21 protein-coding genes and 2 tRNA genes are annotated in these 22,641 nt (G+C 65.7%); 20 read left to right on the top strand and 3 right to left on the bottom strand.

Annotation, left to right across the window (positions count from 1 at the left end):
- Positions 1-12: 12 nt before the first annotated feature.
- Entirely contained in the window at positions 13-222 is a 210-nt protein-coding gene (locus tag BLP73_RS14085) for a hypothetical protein (protein ID WP_090745926.1), read from the top strand.
- A gap of 279 nt (positions 223-501) precedes the next feature.
- Here BLP73_RS14085 and BLP73_RS19070 read toward each other — a convergent pair whose 3' ends face one another.
- The gene (locus BLP73_RS19070) at positions 502-639 is read right to left on the bottom strand and encodes a hypothetical protein (protein WP_217630694.1); all 138 of its coding nucleotides are present in this window, start codon (positions 637-639) and stop codon (positions 502-504) included.
- 92 nt (positions 640-731) lie between these two features.
- On the opposite strand from BLP73_RS19070, the gene BLP73_RS14080 reads away from it, so the two are divergent.
- On the top strand, positions 732-980 hold the full coding sequence (locus tag BLP73_RS14080; RefSeq protein ID WP_090745923.1) for a hypothetical protein: 249 nt from the start codon (positions 732-734) through the stop codon (positions 978-980).
- 217 nt (positions 981-1,197) lie between these two features.
- Here the strand turns inward: BLP73_RS14080 and BLP73_RS14075 are convergent.
- Positions 1,198-1,281: transfer RNA gene (locus BLP73_RS14075), tRNA-Tyr, on the bottom strand.
- Positions 1,282-1,402: 121 nt separating this feature from the next.
- Between BLP73_RS14075 and rlmB the strand changes: the two genes are divergently transcribed.
- The 4 genes from rlmB (at position 1,403) to BLP73_RS14055 (ending at position 3,472) form a co-directional block, all read left to right on the top strand.
- On the top strand, positions 1,403-2,197 hold the full coding sequence (gene rlmB / locus BLP73_RS14070; RefSeq protein ID WP_090745920.1) for a 23S rRNA (guanosine(2251)-2'-O)-methyltransferase RlmB: 795 nt from the start codon (positions 1,403-1,405) through the stop codon (positions 2,195-2,197).
- A 90-nt stretch (positions 2,198-2,287) separates the two neighbouring features.
- Positions 2,288-2,695, top strand: a complete 408-nt coding sequence (locus tag BLP73_RS14065) for a YHS domain-containing (seleno)protein (protein ID WP_090745918.1) — start codon at positions 2,288-2,290, stop codon at positions 2,693-2,695.
- A 213-nt stretch (positions 2,696-2,908) separates the two neighbouring features.
- Complete coding sequence (locus BLP73_RS14060) at positions 2,909-3,340, top strand: CoA-binding protein (RefSeq protein WP_090745915.1); 432 nt, start codon at positions 2,909-2,911, stop codon at positions 3,338-3,340.
- 56 nt (positions 3,341-3,396) lie between these two features.
- Positions 3,397-3,472 (top strand) — tRNA-Trp (locus tag BLP73_RS14055).
- A gap of 54 nt (positions 3,473-3,526) precedes the next feature.
- Here BLP73_RS14055 and BLP73_RS14050 read toward each other — a convergent pair.
- Positions 3,527-3,898, bottom strand: a complete 372-nt coding sequence (locus BLP73_RS14050; RefSeq protein WP_217630693.1) for a hypothetical protein — start codon at positions 3,896-3,898, stop codon at positions 3,527-3,529.
- 188 nt (positions 3,899-4,086) lie between these two features.
- Here BLP73_RS14050 and secE point away from each other — a divergent pair, with 188 nt between their 5' ends.
- The 14 genes from secE (at position 4,087) to tuf (ending at position 22,607) form a co-directional block, all read left to right on the top strand.
- Positions 4,087-4,284 carry a preprotein translocase subunit SecE gene (secE, locus tag BLP73_RS19780; protein WP_245686684.1) on the top strand — a complete coding sequence of 66 codons (198 nt, stop codon included), beginning with the start codon at positions 4,087-4,089 and terminating at the stop codon, positions 4,282-4,284.
- 170 nt (positions 4,285-4,454) lie between these two features.
- Positions 4,455-4,991 (top strand): transcription termination/antitermination protein NusG, encoded by a 537-nt coding sequence (nusG, locus tag BLP73_RS14040; RefSeq protein ID WP_090745908.1) that lies wholly within the window; start codon positions 4,455-4,457, stop codon positions 4,989-4,991.
- 86 nt (positions 4,992-5,077) lie between these two features.
- Positions 5,078-5,530 carry a 50S ribosomal protein L11 gene (gene rplK / locus BLP73_RS14035; RefSeq protein ID WP_090745905.1) on the top strand — a complete coding sequence of 151 codons (453 nt, stop codon included), beginning with the start codon at positions 5,078-5,080 and terminating at the stop codon, positions 5,528-5,530.
- 3 nt (positions 5,531-5,533) lie between these two features.
- A complete protein-coding gene (gene rplA / locus BLP73_RS14030) occupies positions 5,534-6,232 on the top strand; it encodes a 50S ribosomal protein L1 (protein ID WP_090745902.1) in 699 nt (232 codons plus the stop codon).
- Positions 6,233-6,474: 242 nt separating this feature from the next.
- Entirely contained in the window at positions 6,475-6,990 is a 516-nt protein-coding gene (gene rplJ / locus BLP73_RS14025) for a 50S ribosomal protein L10 (protein ID WP_090745898.1), read from the top strand.
- Positions 6,991-7,055: 65 nt separating this feature from the next.
- Entirely contained in the window at positions 7,056-7,427 is a 372-nt protein-coding gene (gene rplL / locus BLP73_RS14020) for a 50S ribosomal protein L7/L12 (RefSeq protein ID WP_090745895.1), read from the top strand.
- Between the two features lie 229 nt (positions 7,428-7,656).
- Positions 7,657-11,802 (top strand): DNA-directed RNA polymerase subunit beta, encoded by a 4,146-nt coding sequence (gene rpoB / locus BLP73_RS14015; RefSeq protein WP_090745892.1) that lies wholly within the window; start codon positions 7,657-7,659, stop codon positions 11,800-11,802.
- Between the two features lie 49 nt (positions 11,803-11,851).
- Entirely contained in the window at positions 11,852-16,084 is a 4,233-nt protein-coding gene (gene rpoC, locus BLP73_RS14010; RefSeq protein WP_090745889.1) for a DNA-directed RNA polymerase subunit beta', read from the top strand.
- Positions 16,085-16,340: 256 nt separating this feature from the next.
- Positions 16,341-17,279, top strand: coding sequence for a DMT family transporter (locus BLP73_RS14005; protein ID WP_090745886.1), 939 nt, complete (start codon positions 16,341-16,343; stop codon positions 17,277-17,279).
- A complete protein-coding gene (locus BLP73_RS14000; RefSeq protein WP_245686683.1) occupies positions 17,276-18,091 on the top strand; it encodes a putative rhamnosyl transferase in 816 nt (271 codons plus the stop codon). The genes BLP73_RS14005 and BLP73_RS14000 overlap by 4 nt, the downstream gene beginning before the upstream one ends.
- A 282-nt stretch (positions 18,092-18,373) precedes the next feature.
- Positions 18,374-18,745 carry a 30S ribosomal protein S12 gene (rpsL, locus tag BLP73_RS13995; RefSeq protein ID WP_022705687.1) on the top strand — a complete coding sequence of 124 codons (372 nt, stop codon included), beginning with the start codon at positions 18,374-18,376 and terminating at the stop codon, positions 18,743-18,745.
- Positions 18,746-18,757: 12 nt separating this feature from the next.
- The gene (rpsG, locus tag BLP73_RS13990) at positions 18,758-19,228 is read left to right on the top strand and encodes a 30S ribosomal protein S7 (protein WP_090745883.1); all 471 of its coding nucleotides are present in this window, start codon (positions 18,758-18,760) and stop codon (positions 19,226-19,228) included.
- An 18-nt stretch (positions 19,229-19,246) separates the two neighbouring features.
- On the top strand, positions 19,247-21,370 hold the full coding sequence (gene fusA, locus BLP73_RS13985) for an elongation factor G (RefSeq protein WP_090745880.1): 2,124 nt from the start codon (positions 19,247-19,249) through the stop codon (positions 21,368-21,370).
- 61 nt (positions 21,371-21,431) lie between these two features.
- On the top strand, positions 21,432-22,607 hold the full coding sequence (gene tuf, locus BLP73_RS13980; RefSeq protein WP_090745876.1) for an elongation factor Tu: 1,176 nt from the start codon (positions 21,432-21,434) through the stop codon (positions 22,605-22,607).
- Positions 22,608-22,641: the final 34 nt, after the last annotated feature.

Raw genomic sequence — 22,641 nt, 5'->3', positions numbered from 1 at the left:
GGGGCCTCCAGCATGACGGCAGCCAAGCTTCTTGACGACGCCCAGCGGTTCAGCGCCAGCGCCGCGTCGATCGCGCAGGATCTGGAGCGCGCCGCGGCGGGCGTCGACGTGGCCTGCTACGCCGCCCGCGCGTTCGCTCCGCTGCACAGCGCTGCCGTAAGCCGCATCATGGGATCGTCGGACAGGGTGCCCACTGACACGGCGCGTCAGCGGCAGGAATAGTCGAACACGTACCGACCTTCCCCGCCGGACCTGCCGGGTCCGACTGAACACACGCGCTGACGGCTGCGCAGGTAGTCGCGCGCAGCGCTCCGGTACTCATTCTCAGAATCTTCGATGCCAGTGGCCATCAGCGCGACCCCCAACTGGCCCCGCCGATCGGCGATGTACCAAGCGTGCCCCTTGTAGAAGTGTTCATCGGCAGTACCGAAATCGGACACTGGAGGGGTAGCGCAACCACCCACGGCTAGCAGTGCAATCAGTGTATATTTCATGCTGCTGTCAGTCCCTGACAACCACGCGGCCGCGCCGCTCTTCCAGATAGATGCGCACCATCTCCGGCTGCGTGGGCTCAGGGTCTAGCTTTGCGCGTTCAATGTCCAGCCATGCCAGAAGATCCGGATGGAGCCGGACCAGCACCGGAACGCCTTGGCCCGTAGCCGGACGGCCACCACGGTTCCTGGCTTCAATTTGCGGTTGATCACTCAAAAACCTGTTTTAATGCAGAGGCCATGGATGCAGGAGCGTTCGACGCAACTCGCGAAAAACTGTTCGGAGCGCGGGCCCGCATGGCGGCACTCACAGTTGCGAAGACCCAAGACGAACTGCACCACGACTACGAAGACGATCTAGCGACCCTTTCAGATACAATCGATATGTTCAGCGCCCTGTCAGCAGAGTGCCAAGCCCTATTGGAACTTGCAGACGCTGCCACAGCCCGTTTGATGATCGTCGCGAACAAGATCTGCGCAGACGCCTGACACGCTGAATCAGGGACCTGTCATAGCGCCCGGCTCGGCCGGGCGTCTTGATATGTATCTCCTACCGGAAGCAGGGCAGGCGGCATTGCTATGGAAGATGAGCCCAAACGAACCCGCAGGGCTTCTACCTTGTCTGCTTACATCTTGCTTACAGGGGCGCGCTTACATGCTTCCTCGGAAGCACAGGTTTCACCAGCTAACTCGTTGAAATAATTAGTGGTGGGCGACCCTGGAATCGAACCAGGCGTGGGTCTCCCCGGCGGAGTTACAGTCCGCTGCCGCACCTTGCAGCACGTCGCCCGCCGATCGCTTTCGGCGTGCGGGGTGATTAGACCGGGCGTCCGGGGCCGTCAAGCGGATTTGCCAGGGCTTGCGCGAAAGCCGCGCGGCGCGCAGAGAAGGGGCAACCAAGGAGCCGCGCCATGTCCGAGAAAGCCAAGAAACCGACCTGGGTCATCGACAAGGAACGGGCGCGCCGCGCCGCCGCGGCCGAGACGGTCTGGCTGTTCGGCCTGCATGCCGTGCGCGACGCGCTGGCCAATCCCGCACGCGAGAAGCTGCGGCTGGTCGTGACGCAGAACGCGCTGGCCCGGCTTGGCGATTTGCACGGGATGGCGCCCGAGATCACCGACCCGCGCGTCTTCGACAAGGCCGTGCCCCTGTCGCCCGACAGCGTCCATCAGGGCGCGGCGCTTGAGGTGAAGCCGCTGAAATGGGGCAGCCTCAGCGAGGTCGCGCTGCGCGAGGCGCCGGGCGAGCGGCGGCCGCTGCTGGTCGCGCTGGACCGCGTGACCGACCCGCACAACATCGGCGCGGTCCTGCGCTCGGCCGAGGTCTTCGGCGCCCGTGCCGTCATCGCCCCGGCGCGCCATTCGGCGCCCGAGACGGGGGCGCTGGCCAAGACCGCCTCGGGCGCGCTGGAGCGGCAGCCCTATCTGCGCGTGCCGAACCTGGCCGAAGCGCTGAGCCAGCTGAAGCACATGGGCTTCGTGCTCGTCGGGCTGGATGGCGGCGGCAGCGCCGAACTGCCCGAGGTGCTGGACGCTCTTCCGGGTCGGGCGGTGTGCCTGGTGATGGGCGCGGAGGGGCCGGGGATGCGCGAGTTGACGGTCAAGAGCTGCGATCATGTCGCGCGCATTCCCTTCGCGGCGGATTTCGGCTCGCTCAACGTCTCGAACGCGGCAGCGGTGGCGCTTTACGCCGCAAGCCGTGCATAAGGATCACATCGCTGCGACACAGGTCTGCGGCGCGTTGTTTATCTGCCTGTGCGCTGCCAAATGGGCGGCACACAGCCTGACCGAGCCGACATGCGCCACCTGATTCTCGCCCTCGTCCTTTCGACCCCCGGCCTTCCCGCCGCTGCCCAGAACTGGGCGCTCGGCGGATTCGACCCCGTGGGCTATGCCAGCGACGGCCGCGCGACCCCGGGGCGCAGCGACATCGTGACGATGTGGCAGGGGCAGCTGTGGCACTTCGCCTCGGAGGAGAACCGCGCGCGCTTCGAATCCGACCCGCGCGCCTTCGAGCCTGCCTTCGACGGCAACTGCCCAGTGACCCTGGCCGAGGGGCGGCGCGAATCCGGCGATCCGCGTCGCTTCGCCGTGGTCGGCGGCACGCTCTACCTGCTGCGCTCTGGCCAGGCCGAAGAGCAGTTCCGGCAGGACCCGCGCGGAATCATAGAGCGGGCGCGCGGCAACTGGGACGCGATGCGCTAGCTGCCCCGTCGCCCGGCTTTAGAGCTTCCGCATCACGAACGCGCGAGGTCTCTGGAACTTTTGGCAGGTGATGCACATTTACACCTCAGGGCATGACCTCGGAACGGTCATGTTCGGATCACTGTCCCTCGTTCCGCACTTGCGCCCGGCCTTCACTGGACCGGGCGCCTTTTCTATGTAACGGTCGCCACACGTCTGGAGGGGGGTGCTGCCATGGAAGCTCAGCTTGACGAGGAGCAGGACATCGCACGGATCGCGCGGCAGGCGCGGGTCATCGCGGTGGTCGGCATGTCCCCGAACGAGGCGCGGCCCAGCTGGGGCGTGGCGCGCTATCTGCAAGCCCAGGGCTTCCGCATCATCCCGGTCAATCCCGGCCATGCGGGCAGCGTCATCCTGAACGAGCGCGTCTACGCGAGCCTTGCCGACATCCCCGCCAGCGAGGGCGTCGACATGATCGACATCTTCCGCCGCTCGGACGCGGTCTCCGACATCGTCGACGAGACGCTGGCCCATCAGCCGGGCGCGAAGGTGATCTGGACGCAGCTTGGCGTGCGCGACGATGCCGCGGCAGCCCGCGCCCGGGCGGCCGGCCTGACCGTCATCCAAGACCGTTGCCCCAAGATCGAGTTCCCGCGCCACCTCTGACCGCCGGCTTTGCCGCTTGACGGCCCGGCGGGCAGCTTCTAATGAAGCGCGACCGCAGGGGTATAGCTCAGTTGGTAGAGCATCGGTCTCCAAAACCGAGGGTCGTGGGTTCGAGTCCCCCTGCCCCTGCCAGGTCTCTCCAAGACATCAGGTGAACCGGCCCGCATCTCGCAGGCCGGAACCAGTTCATCCAAGTGCGAGGCCGCAGCTCTTGCTGCGGTTGACCGCCTCGATCGCCTGCATCTCGCCCTTCAGGCGCGCCACCTCGGCGGCATGTGCGCCGTCGCCCTTGATCATGAACAGCGCCGGCCAGAACAGGATCGTGCCCACGCCGACGGCCACCGCGTCGCTGCTGGCCCGCTTGTCTTGCGCGGCGAAGGCGTTCTGCGCCCGTGCCGACGTGCCCTGCGCCTCGGCGGCGAGCTGCTGGCAGCTCATCGCTTGGAAATGCATCGGCGAGACGTAGGCCGCGCCGATCTCGTCGGCCTTGTCTGCGCATCCGGACACGCCGAAGGCCGTCGCGCCCACCAGCATCATCTTGAAAATGTTCGTTATCATCGATTGCTCCTATGATCGCTTGCAACGGCGTTCATCAGGCGCGGAAAGGCTTGAGGCCGGCTTAAGGCGCGCGGATGATCTGTGTCAGCTTTGAGCCAAATGCGCCCGGTCCCGCGCCCGTGAGGTCGGGACGCTTGAACCTTGGGCGTCGAGCCGTTAGATCGGCGCCAGCAACCGAGGAGCCTGCCGTGGCCACGAACCCTGTCCAGTTCATCAACCAGGTCCGTGCCGAGACCGCCAAGATCGTCTGGCCGACCCGGCGCGAGGTGATCACGACCACGATCATGGTCTTCATCTTCGCCTCGCTCACCAGCGCCTTTTTCTTCCTCGTCGACCTCGCGATCCGGACCGGGCTGACGCAGGGCCTGCGCCTCATCAGCGGCTGATCGGGCTTGCAATCCCCGGGCGTCGGCGGTATGTGCCCCCGACTGTCCGGAAAGCGGCGTGCATCGAATCCGCATGCGCGCCGATTTCAGTTTTTCGGAACCGATGGAATATCAGGGGATTGGCGGCTCGGCGCGCGATTCCCGGTCAAGAAGCAGGGGTCGATCGAGTCATGGCAAAGCGTTGGTATTCGGTCAGCGTCCTTTCGAACTTCGAAAAGAAGGTCGCCGAAGCGATTCGCCAGGCCGTGGCCGAGAAGGGCCTCGAAGAGCAGATCGACGAGGTGCTGGTCCCGACCGAGGAGGTGATCGAGATCCGCCGCGGCAAGAAGGTCACCAGCGAGCGCCGCTTCATGCCGGGCTACGTGCTGGTGCACATGGACATGTCGGACCGGACCTATCACCTGGTCAACTCGATCAACCGCGTCACGGGTTTCCTCGGCGCGCAGGGCAAGCCGATGCCGATGCGCGACGACGAGGTGAACGCGATGCTGAACCGCTCGGGCGACGGCGAGCCGGCGGCACCGCGCAACCTGATCCGCTTCGACGTGGGCGAGAAGGTGAACGTGACCGACGGCCCGTTCGAGGGCTTCTCGGGCATGGTCGAGGAGGTTGACGAGATCTCGTCGCGGGTGAAGGTCACCGTCTCGATCTTCGGCCGGCCGACGCCGGTCGAGCTGGAATTCACGCAGGTCTCCAAGGCCTCGTGATCGTGCGCGGGAGGCTTGGGACAGGTGCCCGGCCGGACCGCTAAATCGGCCCCGATGCGGGGCCTGATGATGAAGGAGAAGGCCAGATGGCCAAGAAGGTAGTGGGCAGCCTCAAGCTGCAGATCAAGGCGGGTCAGGCGAACCCGTCGCCCCCCGTCGGCCCGGCTCTGGGTCAGCGCGGCATCAACATCATGGCGTTCTGCAAAGAGTTCAACGCCAAGACCCAGGAGATGGAGCCGGGCTCGCCCGTCCCCGTCGTGATCACCTATTACGCCGACAAGTCGTTCAGCTTCGAGACGAAGACGCCCCCGGCGTCCTTCCTGCTGAAGAAGGCTGCCGGCCTGAAGCCTGTCGGCAAGCGCAACCGCGCCAAGGGCTCGGACAAGCCGGGCCGCACCAATGCGGGTTCGGTGACCGTCAAGCAGGTGCGCGAGATCGCCGAAGCCAAGATGGCCGACCTGTCCGCGAACGACATCGACGCCGCGATGAAGATCATCGTCGGCTCGGCGCGTTCGATCGGCATCGAAGTGAGGGGCTGATCCATGACCAAGATGTCGAAGAAGAAGACCGCCGCGCGTGAAGCTTTCGCCGGCAAGTCGAACCTCAGCGTCGAGGACGCCGTCAAGCTGGTGAAGTCCGCTGCCTCGGCCAAGTTCGACGAGACTGTCGAGATCGCGCTGAACCTGGGCGTCGATCCGCGCCACGCCGACCAGATGGTCCGCGGCGTCGTGACGCTGCCCGCCGGCACCGGCAAGGACGTCCGCGTCGCCGTCTTCGCCCGCGGCCCCAAGGCTGACGAGGCGAAAGCCGCCGGCGCCGAGATCGTGGGCGCCGAGGACCTGATGGAGACCATCCAGTCCGGCAAGATCGAGTTCGACCGTTGCATCGCGACGCCGGACATGATGCCGCTGGTCGGCCGCCTCGGCAAGATCCTGGGCCCGCGCAACCTGATGCCGAACCCCAAGGTCGGCACCGTGACCATGGACGTGACCGCTGCGGTCAACGCGGCCAAGGGCGGCGAGGTCCAGTTCAAGGCCGAGAAGGCCGGGGTCGTGCATGCCGGCATCGGCAAGGTCTCGTTCGACGAGGACAAGCTGATCCAGAACCTGCGCGCCTTCGTGGACGCGGTTCAGAAAGCCAAGCCCACGGGCGCGAAAGGGACCTACATGAAGAAGGTCTCGATCAGCTCGACCATGGGTCCGGGCGTGTCGGTGGACGTTCCGTCCGCGACCGGCGCCTGAGACCAAGAGTTTCCCGGCCCGCAAGGGTCGGGGATGGCGGGGCAGCCAAGGCCGCCCCGTCCTGTCCGAGACGGAGGGTGCAAGGGAGACCTTGCTTAATGTCCTTCCTGAGATGGGGAAGCATTTTTCCGAAGACCGCATCGCGGCCACTTCGGGCGATCTTGCCCTAACGGACCCGACCCGGTCCTATCGGTCCGGGAAAGTGAGAGCCGGGGGGATGACCCCCAACTTGGAGTGAAACCGTGGATAGAGCACAAAAAGAACAGGTGGTCGATGAACTCGGCCAGATCTTTGAAAGCTCTGGCGTCGTGGTGGTTGCCCACTACGAGGGGATGACGGTTGCACATATGCAGGACCTCCGCGCGCGCATGCGCGAAGCGGGTGGTTCGGTTCGCGTTGCCAAGAACAAGCTCGCCAAGATCGCCCTGGAAGGTAAGCCTTGCGCAAGCATCGCCGACTACCTGACGGGCATGACCGTGATCACCTATTCGGAAGATCCGACCGCTGCGGCCCGGATCGCCGACAAATACGCCAAGGATAACGAGCGCTTCGTGATCTTGGGCGGTGCGATGGGTGACTCGGCTCTGGACCCCGCCGGTGTGAAAGCCGTCGCCTCGATGCCGTCGCGTGAAGAGCTCATCGCTCAGATCGTCTCGTGCCTCGGTGCGCCTGCCTCCAGCATCGCCGGTGCCATTGGCGCGCCTGCTTCGAACATCGCGAGCATCCTCACGACCCTCGAGGAACGTGAGGCTGCGTAAGCAACCCGATCCCTGCGTGTGGTTGAAGACCCGACGTTGGAACACTAACTGGAAAGAACGGAAAAATGGCTGACCTGAAACAACTCGCCGAACAAATCGTGGGCCTGACCCTGCTGGAAGCCCAGGAACTGAAAACCATCCTAAAAGACGAATACGGCATCGAGCCGGCCGCTGGCGGCGCCGTCATGATGGCTGGCCCGGCTGCTGCTGCCGAAGCGGTCGAAGAGAAGACCGAATTCGACGTCGTCCTGACCGACGCCGGCGCCAACAAGATCAACGTGATCAAGGAAGTGCGCGGCATCACCGGTCTGGGCCTGAAAGAAGCCAAGGACCTGGTCGAAGCTGGCGGCAAGGTCAAGGAAGGCGCTTCGAAAGCCGACGCCGAAGAGATCAAGAAAAAGCTCGAAGCGGCTGGCGCCAAGGTCGAGCTGAAGTAATCGGTCGCAAGATCGGTGTCGACAGGGCAGGGTCCGGGATTTCCCGGTCCCTGCCGAACCTGTCTTGAAGGGCGGTTTGGGTACCAGACACTCCTTCAGGGCATGTTCGAGGTTCGGGAGCCACGCGGTGGGACGCGCGGCACGAATGGGACCTCACCCCTGCATTCGTAGGTGCGCTCCGGGGGCCCCGACCCGGACCGCACGCGAAGACGAAAGGTGACAAGACCCCATGGCGCAAGCTTATGTCGGCCAGAAGCGTATCCGTCGCTACTATGGCAACATCCGCGAAGTTCTCGAGATGCCGAACCTCATCGAGGTTCAGAAATCCTCGTATGACCTGTTCCTGAACTCGGGCGAGGGAAGCGGGCACAACGACGGCGACGGCATCCAGGGTGTCTTCCAGTCGGTCTTCCCGATCAAGGACTTCAACGAGACGGCTGTGCTGGAGTTTGTGAAATACGAGCTCGAGCGCCCGAAATACGACGTGGACGAGTGCCAGCAGCGCGATATGACCTATGCCGCGCCGCTGAAGGTCACCCTGCGTCTGATCGTGTTCGATGTCGACGAGAACACCGGCGCCAAGTCCGTTAAGGACATCAAGGAGCAGGACGTCTACATGGGCGACATGCCCCTGATGACGACCAACGGCACGTTCATCGTGAACGGGACCGAGCGGGTCGTCGTCAGCCAGATGCACCGCAGCCCCGGCGTCTTCTTCGACCATGACCGCGGCAAGACGCACAGCTCGGGCAAGCTGCTGTTCGCCTGCCGCATCATCCCCTATCGTGGCTCCTGGCTGGACTTCGAGTTCGACGCCAAGGACCTGGTGTTCGCGCGCATCGACCGCCGCCGGAAGCTGCCGGTGACGACGCTTCTCTATGCGCTCGGCATGGACCAGGAGGCGATCATGGACGCCTTCTACCAGACCGTCAGCTACACCCTTCGCCGCGACGGGCGCGAGCAGGGCTGGGTCACGCGCTTCTTCCCCGAGCGCGTGCGCGGCACCCGTCCGGCCTTCGACCTGGTGAACGCCGAGACCGGCGAGGTCATCACCCCTGCCGGCGAGAAGGTCACGCCGCGGCTCGTGAAGAAGCTGCTCGAGGCGGAGGGCCCGGTGAACCTCCTGGTCCCGTTCGAGCGCATCGTCGGCCGCTTCGTCGCCAAGGACATCATCAACGAGGAAACCGGCTTCATCTACGCCGAGGCTGGCGACGAGATCACGGCCGAGTACAACAAGGAGGGCGACCTGTCGGGCGGCCTTCTGAAGGTGCTGCTGGACAACGACATCACGGACGTTCCGGTCCTCGACATCGACCACGTCAATGTCGGCCCCTACATCCGCAACACGATGGCCGCGGACAAGAACATGGGCCGCGAAGGCGCGCTGATGGACATCTACCGCGTCATGCGCCCGGGCGAGCCCCCCACCGTCGAAGCCGCGCAGACCCTGTTCAACAGCCTGTTCTTCGACAGCGAGCGCTATGACCTCTCGGCCGTCGGTCGGGTCAAGATGAACATGCGCCTCGATCTGGACGCGCCGGACACGCAGCGCACCCTGCGCCATGAGGACATCGTGGCCTGCATCCGCGGGCTCGTGGAACTGCGCGACGGCAAGGGCGAGATCGACGACATCGACCACCTCGGCAACCGCCGGGTCCGCTCGGTCGGCGAGCTGATGGAGAACCAGTACCGCGTCGGCCTGCTTCGCATGGAACGCGCCATCCGCGAGCGCATGTCCGGCGTCGAGATCGACACCGTGATGCCGCAGGACCTCATCAACGCCAAGCCCGCGGCGGCCGCGGTGCGCGAGTTCTTCGGCAGCTCGCAGCTGTCGCAGTTCATGGACCAGACCAATCCGCTGTCCGAGGTGACGCACAAGCGCCGCCTCTCGGCGCTTGGGCCGGGCGGTCTGACGCGCGAACGCGCGGGCTTCGAGGTCCGCGACGTCCACCCGACCCATTACGGCCGGATGTGCCCGATCGAGACGCCGGAAGGGCAGAACATCGGCCTGATCAACAGCCTCGCGACCTTCGCGCGGGTGAACAAGTACGGCTTCATCGAGACCCCCTACCGCAAGGTGATCGAGGGCAAGGTCACCGATGACGTGGTCTACATGTCCGCGACCGAGGAGATGCGTCACACGGTGGCCCAGGCCAACGCGACGCTGGACGAGGAAGGCCGTTTCGTCGACGAGCTGATCTCGACCCGTCAGTCGGGCGACTTCATGCTGAACCCGGTCGATGCCGTCGACCTGATCGACGTCTCGCCCAAGCAGCTGGTCTCGGTCGCCGCGGCGCTGATCCCGTTCCTCGAGAACGACGACGCCAACCGCGCGCTGATGGGCTCGAACATGCAGCGCCAGGCGGTTCCGCTTCTGCGGGCCGAGGCACCGTTCGTCGGCACCGGCATGGAAGCGACCGTGGCCCGCGATTCGGGCGCCGCGATCATGGCGCGCCGCAGCGGGGTCATCGACCAAGTGGACGCGCAGCGGATCGTCGTTCGCGCGACCGAGGATCTGGGCGCCGGTGACGCGGGCGTGGACATCTACCGTCTGCGCAAGTTCAAGCGCTCGAACCAGTCTTCGACCATCAACCAGCGTCCGCTGGTGAAGGTGGGCGAGAAGGTCTCGCGCGGGCAGGTGATCGCGGACGGTCCCTCGACCGACCAGGGCGAACTGGCCATCGGCCGGAACGTGGTCGTCGCATTCATGCCGTGGAACGGCTACAACTACGAGGACTCGATCCTGATCTCGGAGCGGATCCACCGCGACGACGTGTTCACCTCGATCCACATCGACGAATACGAAGTGGCGGCCCGCGACACCAAGTTGGGGCCGGAGGAGATCACGCGCGACATCCCGAACGTCGGCGAGGAGGCGCTGCGCAACCTCGACGAGGCCGGCATCGTCTATATCGGCGCCGAGGTCGGGCCGGGCGACATCCTGGTGGGCAAGATCACCCCCAAGGGCGAAAGCCCGATGACGCCGGAAGAGAAGCTCCTCCGCGCCATCTTCGGCGAGAAAGCCTCGGACGTGCGCGACACCTCGCTGCGTCTGCCGCCGGGTGCCTACGGCACGATCGTCGAGGTGCGGGTCTTCAACCGCCACGGCGTCGACAAGGACGAGCGTGCGCTGCAGATCGAGCGCGAGGAAGTCGAGCGTCTGGCCCGTGACCGGGACGACGAGCAGGCCATCCTCGACCGCAACATCTATGCGCGCCTGAAGACGCTGATCCTCGGCAAGACCGCGCTGAAGGGGCCGAAGGGCATCAAGGCGAACAGCGAGATCACCGAAGAGCTGCTGGGCACGCTGTCGCGCGGCCAGTGGTGGCAGCTGGCCGTGTCCGAAGAGGACGTGGCCAAGGAAGTCGAGGCGCTGAACCAGCAATACGACACCCAGAAGAAGCTGCTCGAGGCCCGCTTCGAGGACAAGGTCGAGAAGGTCCGCCAGGGCGACGATCTTCCGCCGGGCGTGATGAAGATGGTCAAGGTCTTCGTCGCCGTGAAGCGCAAGCTTCAGGCCGGGGACAAGATGGCCGGTCGTCACGGCAACAAGGGCGTCGTGTCCAAGGTCGTGCCGATCGAGGACATGCCCTTCCTGGCCGACGGCACGCCAGTCGACCTGGTGCTGAACCCGCTCGGCGTGCCGTCGCGGATGAACGTCGGGCAGATCCTTGAGACGCATATGGGCTGGGCGTCGCGCGGCCTCGGGATCAAGATCGACGAGGCGCTGGAGAACTACCGGCGCAGCGGCGACATGACCCCGGTGCGAGAGGCGATGCGGATCGGCTACGGCGACGAGCTGTATTCGGACACTTTCGCGGAGATGGACGACGAGACGCTGCGCGAGCATGCCGACACCGTCCGGACGGGCGTTCCGATCGCGACGCCGGTCTTCGACGGCGCCAAAGAGGCTGACGTCAACGACGCGCTGACGCGTGCCGGTTTCGACACCTCGGGTCAGTCGGTGGTCTTCGACGGCCGCACCGGCGAGCAGTTCGCCCGGAAGGTCACCGTAGGGATGAAATACGTCCTCAAGCTGCACCACCTTGTCGATGACAAGATGCACGCCCGCTCGACCGGGCCGTACAGCCTCGTCACGCAGCAGCCCCTGGGCGGCAAGGCGCAGTTCGGTGGTCAGCGTCTCGGCGAGATGGAGGTCTGGGCGCTGGAAGCCTATGGTGCCGCCTACACGCTGCAGGAGATGCTGACGGTCAAGTCGGATGACGTCGCCGGCCGGACCAAGGTCTACGAGTCCATCGTCAAGGGCGAGGACAACTTCGAGGCCGGGGTCCCGGAAAGCTTCAACGTGCTGGTCAAGGAGGTCCGGGGTCTGGGCCTCAACATGGAACTCCTGGATGCGGAGGAAGAGGAGTGAGGGCTTCGGCCCTCCTCCACCCCTTTTGCGCCCTTTCAAGGATTGAAAAATGAACCAGGAACTCGCCACCAATCCGCTGAACCCGCTGGCTGCGCCGCGGCAGTTCAACGAAATCAAGATCTCGCTGGCCAGCCCGGAAGAAATCCTCGCCTGGTCCTTCGGCGAGGTGAAGAAGCCGGAAACGATCAACTACCGCACGTTCAAGCCCGAGCGTGACGGCCTGTTCTGCGCGCGCATCTTCGGTCCGATCAAGGACTACGAGTGCCTGTGCGGCAAGTACAAGCGCATGAAGTATCGCGGCCTCGTCTGCGAGAAATGCGGTGTGGAAGTGACGCTGCAGAAGGTCCGGCGCGAGCGCATGGGCCATATCGAGCTGGCCGCCCCCGTCGCGCATATCTGGTTCCTCAAGTCGCTGCCGTCGCGCATCGGCCTGATGCTGGACATGACGCTGCGCGATCTCGAGCGGATTCTCTACTTCGAGAACTACGTCGTCATCGAGCCGGGCCTGACCGACCTGACCTATGGCCAGCTGCTGTCCGAGGAAGAGTTCCTCGACGCGCAGGACAACTACGGCGCCGACGCCTTCCAGGCCGACATCGGGGCCGAGGCCATCCGCGCCATGCTGGCGAACATCGACTTGGCGGCGACGGCCGACCAGCTGCGCGAGGACCTCAAGGAGGCCACGGGCGAGCTGAAGCCGAAGAAGATCATCAAGCGCCTGAAGATCGTCGAGAGCTTCCTCGAGTCGGGCAACCGGCCCGAATGGATGGTGCTGACCGTGATCCCGGTCATCCCGCCGGAGCTGCGTCCGCTGGTTCCGCTGGACGGCGGCCGCTTCGCGACCTCGGACCTGAACGACCTCTACCGCCGGGTCATCAACCGGAACAACCGCCTCAAGCGGCTGATCGAACTGCGCGCGCCCGACATCATCGTCCGCAACGAGAAGCGGATGCTGCAGGAATCGGTCGACGCCCTCTTCGACAACGGCCGCCGCGGCCGCGTCATCACGGGCAACAACCGTCGCCCGCTGAAGTCGCTGTCGGACATGCTGAAGGGCAAGCAGGGCCGCTTCCGCCAGAACCTTCTGGGCAAGCGCGTCGACTTCTCGGGCCGCTCGGTCATCGTGACCGGTCCCGAGCTGAAGCTGCACCAGTGCGGTCTGCCCAAGAAGATGGCGCTCGAGCTGTTCAAGCCGTTCATCTATTCGCGGCTTGAGGCCAAGGGCCTGTCCAGCACCGTCAAGCAGGCGAAGAAGCTGGTCGAGAAGGAGCGCCCCGAGGTCTGGGACATCCTGGACGAGGTCATCCGCGAGCACCCGGTCCTGCTGAACCGCGCGCCAACCCTGCACCGTCTCGGCATCCAGGCCTTCGAGCCGATCCTGATCGAAGGCAAGGCGATCCAGCTGCACCCGCTGGTCTGCTCGGCCTTCAACGCCGACTTCGACGGCGACCAGATGGCCGTGCACGTCCCGCTGTCGCTCGAGGCGCAGCTGGAAGCGCGCGTCCTGATGATGTCGACGAACAACGTGTTGTCGCCCGCCAACGGCGCGCCGATCATCGTTCCCTCGCAGGACATGATCCTAGGGCTCTACTACACCTCGATGCAGCGCGACGGCATGAAGGGCGAGGGCATGGCCTTCACCAATGTCGAGGAGGTCGAGCACGCCCTTGCCGCCGGCGAGGTCCATCTGCATGCCAAAGTCCAGGCCCGCATCAAGCAGATCGACGAGAACGGCAACGAGGTGATGGTCCGCTTCGAGACCACGCCGGGCCGCGTGCGGCTTGGCGCGCTTCTGCCGCTGAACGCCAAGGCGCCCTTCGACCTGGTCAACCGCCTGCTGCGCAAGCGGGACGTCCAGCACGTCATCGACACCGTCTACCGCTACTGCGGCCAGAAGGAATCGGTGATCTTCTGCGACCAGATCATGACGCTCGGCTTCCGCGAGGCCTTCCGCGCCGGCATCAGCTTCGGCAAGGACGACATGGTCGTGCCCGACACCAAGTGGGAGATCGTGGGCGAGGTCCAGGACCAGGTGAAGGAGTTCGAGCAGCAGTATCTCGACGGCCTCATCACCCAGGGCGAGAAGTACAACAAGGTCGTGGACGCCTGGTCGAAGTGCAACGACCGCGTGACCGAGGCCATGATGACCACCATCTCGTCCGCCAAGCGCGACGAGAACGGCGCCGAGATGGAGCCGAACTCGGTCTACATGATGGCCCATTCCGGTGCGCGGGGCTCGGTCAACCAGATGAAGCAGCTCGGCGGGATGCGCGGCCTGATGGCCAAGCCTTCGGGCGAGATCATCGAGACGCCGATCATCTCGAACTTCAAGGAAGGTCTGACCGTTCTTGAATACTTCAACTCGACCCACGGCGCCCGGAAGGGCCTGTCGGACACCGCGCTGAAGACGGCGAACTCGGGCTACCTGACCCGCCGTCTGGTGGACGTGGCGCAGGACTGCATCATCCGCGAGCATGACTGCGGCACCGATCGTGCGATCACGGCCTCGGCCGCGGTCAACGACGGCGAGGTCATCAGCCCGCTCTCCGAGCGCGTGCTGGGCCGGACCTCGGCCGAGGACGTGCTGGTTCCGGGCAGCGACGAGATCATCATCCGTGCGAACGAGGTGATCGACGAGCGCAAGGCCGACGCCATCGAGGCGGCGGGCGTGCAGACCGTGCGCATCCGCTCGGCCCTGACCTGCGAATCCGAGGACGGGATCTGCGCGCTGTGCTATGGCCGTGACCTGGCCCGCGGCACGCTGGTCAACATCGGCGAGGCTGTCGGCATCATCGCCGCGCAGTCCATCGGCGAGCCCGGCACGCAGCTGACGATGCGGACCTTCCACATCGGCGGCATCGCGCAGGGCGGGCAGCAGTCCTTCCAGGGCGCCTCGCACGAGGGGATCGTCCAGTTCCGCAACCAGAGCGTGCTGGCCAATGCCAATGGCGAGCAGATCGTGATGTCGCGCAACATGCAGCTGCTGGTCGTGGACGAGCAGGGGCAGGAGCGTGCCAGCCACAAGCTGTTCTACGGCAGCAAGCTGTTCGTGAAGGATGGCGACAAGGTCACGCGCGGCCTCAAGCTGTTCGAATGGGACCCCTATACCCTGCCGATCATCGCCGAGAAGGCGGGGACCGCTAAGTTCGTCGACCTGCTGTCGGGCATGTCGGTGCGCGACGAGACGGATGATGCCACGGGCATGACCCAGAAGATCGTGACCGACTGGCGCTCGGCGCCCAAGGGCAGCGATCTCAAGCCCGAGATCATCATCATGGACGCCAACGGCGAGCCGGTCCGCAACGACCAAGGCAACCCGGTCAGCTACCCGATGTCGGTCGACGCCGTCCTCTCGGTCGAGGACGGGCAGGAGATCGCGGCGGGCGACGTCGTGGCGCGGATCCCGCGGGAGGGCGCTCGGACCAAGGACATCACCGGGGGTCTTCCCCGCGTGGCGGAACTGTTCGAGGCGCGTCGTCCCAAGGACCACGCCATCATCGCCGAGATCGACGGCTATGTGCGCTTCGGCAAGGACTACAAGAACAAGCGCCGCATCAGCATCGAGCCCTCGGAAGAGGGTCTGGCGCCGGTCGAGTACATGGTGCCGAAGGGCAAGCACATCCCTGTGCAGGAAGGCGACTTCGTGCAGAAGGGTGACTACATCATGGACGGCAACCCGGCGCCGCATGACATCCTGCGCATCATGGGGATCGAGGCCCTGGCCGACTATCTCATCGACGAGGTGCAGGACGTCTACCGGCTGCAGGGCGTGAAGATCAACGACAAGCATATCGAGGTGATCGTTCGCCAGATGCTTCAGAAGATCGAGATCCTCGACAGCGGCGAGACCACGCTGCTGAAGGGCGAGCATGTCGAGCGAGACGAGTTCGCCGAGGAGAACGCCAAGATCGAGGCGCGCGGCGGACGTCCCGCCTCGGGCGAGCCTGTCCTCTTGGGCATCACCAAGGCGTCGCTGCAGACCCGCAGCTTCATCTCGGCGGCGTCCTTCCAGGAGACGACGCGGGTGCTGACCGAGGCTGCCGTGCAAGGCAAGCGCGACAAGCTGGTGGGCCTCAAGGAGAACGTCATCGTGGGTCGCCTGATCCCGGCGGGCACCGGCGGCGCGACCAGCCGCGTGCGCCGCATCGCGACCGAGCGCGACGCCGAGGTGATCGAGGCGCGCCGCGCCGAGGCCGAGGCCGCCGCGGCCCTGGCCGCGCCGGACGAGGGGGTGCAGCCCACGGGCTTCGCCGCCGACGCGCCCGAGAACGCCGGCGAGTGATCGCCGCGACATGATCTGGAAAGGCCCGGCCATCGCGCCGGGCCTTTTCGCATTCCGGTGCCGGCATCCCTTGACCCCGCCGATCCGCCGCAGATACTCGCGCCGGGCAGGGGGGTGATCATGCAGGCATGGCGGAACGCGCGGGACCTTGGCCGCGGCGCAGGATCGTGGCGGGCCGGCCACCGCTTCGCGGCGCCGGGGTGAAGGCGCGGCCGCCTTCCGCTCCTGACACCTGACCGCGAACCGGAACCCGTCCATGGCACCACCTCTCATCTCGCCCCTGCGCCGCGTCCGGCCCGCCTCGGTCCGGCCCCTTGCCCATGCGCCGGGTGACAACCTGCGGGGGGCGGCGCTGATGACCGCCTCGATGCTGGGTTTCACCTGCAACGACGCGGTGATGAAATTCGTCACCCAGGACATGCCGCTCTACCAGGCGATCACGCTGCGCGGGCTCTTCATCATGATGGCGCTGGCGCTGCTGGCGCAGCGGCAGGGCGGGCTGAGGCTGCGGATCGCATCTTCGGCGCGGCGGCCGATGTCCCTGCGGGTGCTGGGCGAGGTCGCCTCGACGCTGCTCTTTCTCAACGCGCTGCAGAACATGGCCATCGCGGACCTGACCGCGATCATGCAAGCGCTGCCGCTGGCGGTGATGCTGGGCGCGGCCATCTTCCTCGGCGAGAGCCTCGGCTGGCGGCGTGTGACGGCGGTGGTGATCGGGCTCATCGGCGTCCTGGTGATCCTGCGCCCCGGCACCAGCGCCTTCGGGATCTGGTCGCTCGTGGGCCTCGGCGCGATGCTGATGGTCACGCTGCGCGATCTGGCCACGCGCGGCTTCGGGCGCGAGGTCAGCTCGACCACCATCGCCTTCTACGCGGCGGTCGCGGTGACCCTGACCGGCTTCGTCCTCAGCCTCGGGCAGGGCTGGATCATGCCGACGGCGGGGCAGGTGGGGCTGCTGGTCCTCGGCTCGGGCTTCCTGACGGTCGGCTACATCTCGGCCGTCTCGGCCATGCGCGTGGGCGAGATCGCGGCGGTCTCGCCCTTTCGCTACACCTCGCTTCTGGCCGCGATCCTCCTCGGCCTGGTGGTCTTCGGCGAATGGCCGGACTTCTGGACCTGGGCAGGTTCGGCGCTGGTCGTCGGCGCGGGGATCTACACGATCTGGCGCGAGTCCAGGATCGGGCGGATCAGATGAAGCTCCAGATGCTGGGTCTCTGCCGGTTCTCCTATGTCGGGCTGCGCGGCTACCAGGTCGAGCATGCGAGCTTCGAGGAGCGGCGCGCCTATCTCTACGCCCCCGAGCGGCTGGCCCGGCGCTGGCTGTGGTTCACCGAGGTCGCGCTGCCCGGCTGGCGCGCGCAGACGGACCCCGACTTCACGCTGGTGGTGATGACCGGCCCCGACCTGCCCGAGCCCTACCTGTCGCGCCTGCGCGACCTGGCAACCGAAATCCCGCAGCTGCGGCTGGAGCTGGTCCCGCCGATGGAGCGGCACCTCGCCGCCTGCCGCGCCGCCGTCGCGCCGCATCTGGACGACGGCGCCGACGTGATCGGCCATTTCCGCCATGACGACGACGACGCCGTGGCGCTGGATTACGTCGCCCGGACGCGCGCCGACTTCGCCCGCGTCGCGCCGCTCTGGCAGGAGGAGGGGAAGCTGTCGCTCGACTATGCCCGCGGGTTGATGCTGAAGATGGAGGGCGGGCGGATGGAGATCACGCCGCGCCTGTGCCACAACATGGGTGTCGCGCTGACCATCTTCCTGCGCCCCGATGCGGCCGAGACAGCCCTTAGCTTCGACCACTCGAAGCTGGCGCAGTGGATGCCGGGCGTGTCGATCAACCGGCCGCTGATGTTCATCCGCTCGATCCACGGCGACAGCGACAGCGGCGCGATGGGGCCAGGCACGCCCTGGCAGGTCGAGCCGGGGACCGAGGGGCGGCTACTGCGCGAGCGCTTCGGCCTGAAGCGGGGCGCGCTGAAGGAACTGGCGCAGCGCCTCGGCTGAGGCAGGGCAGGGGCCGCGGCCGGGATGCGGAACCGGGGGCCCGTGTTGACACTTCCCGCGATTCCCCCTATAGCCCCGCTACCCGCCGGGCGAGCCGCGCGGGATACCAGAACCTTTGTTGGTCAAGATCCGGGTTCCGAACGCCCCGATCCTCTGGAAGTTTGCCCGTCAGCCCGTTATGGGCCGGACGGGCTTGGCATTTTGCGATTCGCGCAAGATGTCGTCGAGAAGCGGCGCAGCCGAACTGGCTGCGAGTATTGACAGAGCAAGACGGGGAACCGAATGCCGACGATCCAACAGCTGATCCGCAAACCGCGGCAGCCGAAAGTGCAGCGCTCGAAGTCGCAGCACCTTCAAGGCTGCCCGCAGAAGCGCGGCGTCTGCACGCGCGTCTACACCACGACGCCGAAGAAACCGAACTCCGCTATGCGTAAGGTCGCCAAGGTGCGCCTGACGAATGGCTTCGAGGTCATCTCCTACATTCCGGGCGAGAAGCACAACCTGCAGGAACACAGCGTCGTGCTGATCCGCGGCGGCCGCGTCAAAGACCTTCCGGGTGTCCGTTACCACATCCTGCGCGGTGTGCTGGATACCCAGGGCGTCAAGGACCGTCGTCAGCGTCGTTCGAAATACGGCGCGAAGCGTCCGAAGTAAGGAGAGGCATCCATGTCCCGTCGTCACGCCGCTGAAAAGCGCGAAGTCCTGCCCGACGCCAAGTTTGGCGATCGCGTGCTGACCAAATTCATGAACAACCTGATGGTTGACGGCAAGAAATCGACCGCCGAGCGGATCGTCTACAGCGCGCTCGACCGCGTCCAGACCCGCCTCAAGCGCGAGCCGATCGAAGTCTTCCACGAGGCGCTGGAAAACGTGAAGCCGTCCGTCGAAGTGCGTTCGCGCCGCGTCGGTGGTGCCACCTACCAGGTCCCCGTCGAGGTCCGCCCGATCCGCCGCGAGGCTCTGGCCATCCGCTGGCTGATCACCGCCGCCGCCAAGCGCAACGAGAACACGATGGAAGAGCGCCTTGCGGGCGAGCTGGCCGACGCCGTCAACGGCCGCGGCACCGCCGTGAAGAAGCGCGAAGACACGCACAAGATGGCCGACGCCAACAAGGCGTTCAGCCACTACCGCTGGTAAGGCGAAAGGATCCGACCCATGGCACGCGAATATCCGCTGCAGCGTTACCGCAACTTCGGCATCATGGCCCACATCGATGCCGGGAAAACGACGACGACCGAGCGTATCCTCTTCTACACCGGCAAGTCGCACAAGATCGGCGAAGTGCATGACGGCGCCGCGACCATGGACTGGATGGAGCAAGAGCAGGAGCGCGGCATCACGATCACGTCTGCCGCGACCACCACGTTCTGGCAGCGTCAGGAAGACCCCACCAACGAGGGGACTTCGGACACGAAGTACCGCTTCAACATCATCGACACGCCGGGCCACGTGGACTTCACCATCGAGGTCGAGCGTTCGCTGGCCGTTCTGGACGGCGCGATCTGCCTTCTGGACGCCAACGCCGGCGTCGAGCCGCAGACCGAGACCGTCTGGCGCCAGGCCGACCGCTACAAGGTCCCGCGGATCGTGTTCGTCAACAAGATGGACAAGATCGGCGCCGACTTCTTCAACTGCGTGAAGATGATCAAGGACCGCACCGGCGGCACCCCGTGCCCGATCGCCCTGCCGATCGGCGCCGAGGACAAGCTGGAAGGCATCATCGACCTGATCAAGATGGAAGAGTGGGTTTGGCAGGGTGAAGACCTTGGCGCCAGCTGGATCCGTCAGCCGATCCGCGAAGAGCTTCAGGACCTGGCCGCCGAATGGCGCACCAACCTGCTGGAACTCGTGGTCGAGCAGGACGACGCCGCGATGGAGGCCTATCTCGAGGGCAACGAGCCCGACGAGGCGACCCTGCGCGGCCTGATCCGCAAGGGCACGCTTTCGCTGTCCTTCTTCCCGGTCACCGCTGGCTCGGCGTTCAAGAACAAGGGCGTGCAGCCCCTCCTGAACTCGGTCATCGACTTCCTGCCCTCGCCGCTGGACGTGCCCGCCTATATGGGCTTCACGCCGGGCGACGAGAGCGAGACGCGCAACATCGAGCGCCGCGCCGACGACGCGCAGCCGTTCTCGGGCCTCGCGTTCAAGATCATGAACGACCCGTTCGTCGGCTCGCTGACCTTTACGCGCATCTATTCGGGCGTGATGAAGAAGGGCGATCAGATGCTGAACGCCACCAAGGGCAAGCGCGAGCGCGTCGGCCGCATGATGATGATGCACTCGATCAACCGCGAAGAGATCGAGGAAGCCTTTGCGGGCGACATCATCGCGCTGGCCGGTCTGAAGGACACGACCACGGGCGACACGCTGTGCGATCCCGCCAGCCCCGTCGTTCTGGAAACGATGACCTTCCCCGAGCCGGTGATCGAGATCGCCGTCGAGCCGAAGTCGAAGGCCGACCAGGAGAAGATGGGCCTCGCCCTTCAGCGCCTGTCGGCCGAAGACCCGTCCTTCCGCGTCGAGACCGACCTCGAGTCGGGCCAGACGATCATGAAGGGCATGGGGGAACTTCACCTCGACATCCTGGTCGACCGCATGAAGCGCGAGTTCAAGGTCGAGGCGAACATCGGTGCGCCGCAGGTGGCTTATCGCGAGACCATCTCGCAGCAGGCCGAAATCGACTACACGCACAAGAAACAGACCGGTGGTACCGGCCAGTTCGCGCGCGTGAAGCTGACGATCACCCCGACCGAGCCGGGCGAGGGCTACTCGTTCGAGAGCAAGATCGTGGGTGGCGCGGTGCCGAAGGAATACATCCCCGGCGTCGAGAAGGGCATCAAGTCGGTCATGGACTCCGGTCCGCTGGCAGGCTTCCCGGTGATCGACTTCAAGGTCGCGCTCACGGACGGCGCGTTCCACGATGTCGACTCCTCGGTCCTCGCCTTCGAGATCGCCGCGCGCGCCGCGATGCGTGAAGGTCTGCGCAAGGCCGGTGCGAAGCTGCTCGAGCCGATCATGAAGGTCGAAGTCGTGACGCCGGAGGAATATACCGGTTCGATCATCGGCGACCTGACCAGCCGTCGCGGCATGGTCCGCGGCCAGGACAGCCGCGGCAACGCGAACGTCATCGACGCCTTCGTGCCGCTGGCCAACATGTTCGGCTACATCAACAACCTGCGTTCGATGTCCTCGGGCCGGGCGGTGTTCACCATGCTGTTCGACCACTACGAGGCCGTGCCGCAGAACATCTCGGACGAGATCCAGAAGAAATACGCCTGATCCTGCGGCGGGGCTCCGGCCCCGCCCCTTCACCTGCATTTGACGAACAAGGAGCCATCTGATGGCAAAGGCAAAGTTTGAACGGACGAAACCGCACGTCAACATCGGCACGATCGGCCACGTTGACCACGGCAAGACGACCCTGACGGCAGCGATCACGAAGTATTTCGGCGAGTTCCGCGCCTATGACCAGATCGACGGCGCGCCCGAAGAGAAGGCCCGCGGGATCACGATCTCGACCGCGCATGTGGAATACGAATCCGAGGCGCGCCACTACGCCCACGTGGACTGCCCGGGCCACGCCGACTACGTCAAGAACATGATCACCGGCGCGGCGCAGATGGACGGCGCGATCCTGGTCGTGAACGCCGCCGACGGCCCGATGCCGCAGACGCGCGAGCACATCCTGCTGGGCCGCCAGGTCGGCATCCCCTACATGGTAGTCTACCTCAACAAGGTCGACCAGGTGGATGACGAGGAGCTGCTCGAACTGGTCGAGATGGAGGTGCGCGAGCTGCTGTCCTCCTACGACTACCCGGGCGACGACATCCCGATCATCAAGGGCTCGGCGCTGGCCGCGATGGAAGGCCGCGATCCCGAGATCGGCGAGAACTCGATCCGCGCGCTGATCGCCGCGGTGGACGAGTACATCCCGACCCCCGAGCGCGCCATCGACCAGCCGTTCCTGATGCCGATCGAGGACGTGTTCTCGATCTCGGGCCGCGGCACGGTGGTGACCGGCCGGATCGAGCGCGGCGCCGTCAACGTCGGCGACGAGCTGGAGATCGTGGGCATCCGCGACACCAAGAAGACGACCTGCACGGGCGTCGAGATGTTCCGCAAGCTGCTGGATCGCGGCGAGGCGGGCGACAACGTGGGCGTCCTGCTGCGCGGCATCGACCGTGACGGCGTCGAGCGCGGCCAGGTCCTGGTCAAGCCGAAGTCGGTGACGCCGCACACGCAGTTCGAGGCCGAGGCCTACATCCTGACCAAGGAAGAGGGCGGCCGCCACACGCCGTTCTTCGCGAACTACCGCCCGCAGTTCTACTTCCGCACGACGGACGTGACGGGCACCGTGAAGCTGCCGGAAGGCACCGAGATGGTGATGCCGGGCGACAACCTGAAGTTCGAGGTCGAGCTGATCGCCCCGATCGCGATGGAAGAGAAGCTGCGCTTCGCCATCCGCGAAGGCGGCCGCACCGTCGGCGCCGGCGTCGTCTCGAAGATCATCAAGTGATCTGAGCCACAGCGACCACGCGAAAGGCCGCCCC

Origin of the sequence: Paracoccus tibetensis (genome assembly GCF_900102505.1) — a bacterium.
In the GTDB taxonomy this organism is placed as follows: Bacteria; Pseudomonadota; Alphaproteobacteria; order Rhodobacterales; family Rhodobacteraceae; genus Paracoccus; species Paracoccus tibetensis.
This window is presented reverse-complemented; position numbering and strand designations above follow the sequence as displayed.